This is a genomic window from Vibrio sp. 1288 (assembly GCF_033344475.1).
The window spans coordinates 1-536 of sequence record NZ_JAWPOX010001029.1 but is presented as its reverse complement, the minus strand read 5'-3'; the positions used below and the strand labels follow the sequence as shown (position 1 = coordinate 536).

The window sequence follows — 536 nt, the reverse complement described above, 5'->3', positions numbered from 1 at the left end:
CCCGCCGATCAACGCGGCGCCAGCCAGTAAAATGTACGACATTGTCAGTAGCAGCATGAGGGAGGAGGTCACCGACGTAATTGGCCCCAACATTTTCGCGCCGTTTGTCGATACGTAGGTTGCAAACGCAAACAAAATCATACTGAGCACGGTAGTGGTGAATGGCGTCAGAATGTATTCATAGCCCAAGAACGCGTAAGACGCATAAGCGATAACACGCGGCAGCAAGGACGTGAAGAAGAATAGGTTAACGAACCAGTAAGTGTAGGCAGAGATAAACGCCCAGCGACCGCCGAGTGAGCTTTTTACCCATGCGTAGACCCCCGCTTCAGAATCTTTATTCAGAGATACGAATTCTGCGATGATCAAACAGAAAGGGATGAAATAAAAAATGGTCGCCAGAAAGAACATTGGCGCAGACGCTAGACCGATCTCGATGTTGTTATTGATTACGTTATTAAAGCTAAATACTGCAGCAAAAGTGAGGGACAACAACCCGAATTTGCCTATCGTATTACGTTTGGATTCAGACATGT

1 protein-coding gene is annotated in these 536 nt (G+C 47.0%); it reads right to left on the bottom strand.

All coding sequences use genetic code 11. The annotated features are described in order from the left end of the window. On the bottom strand, positions 1–534 hold a 534-nt coding region (locus tag R8O11_RS30730), incomplete at its 3' end, for an amino acid permease (protein WP_318195321.1). Between the last annotated feature and the right edge of the window lie 2 nt (positions 535–536).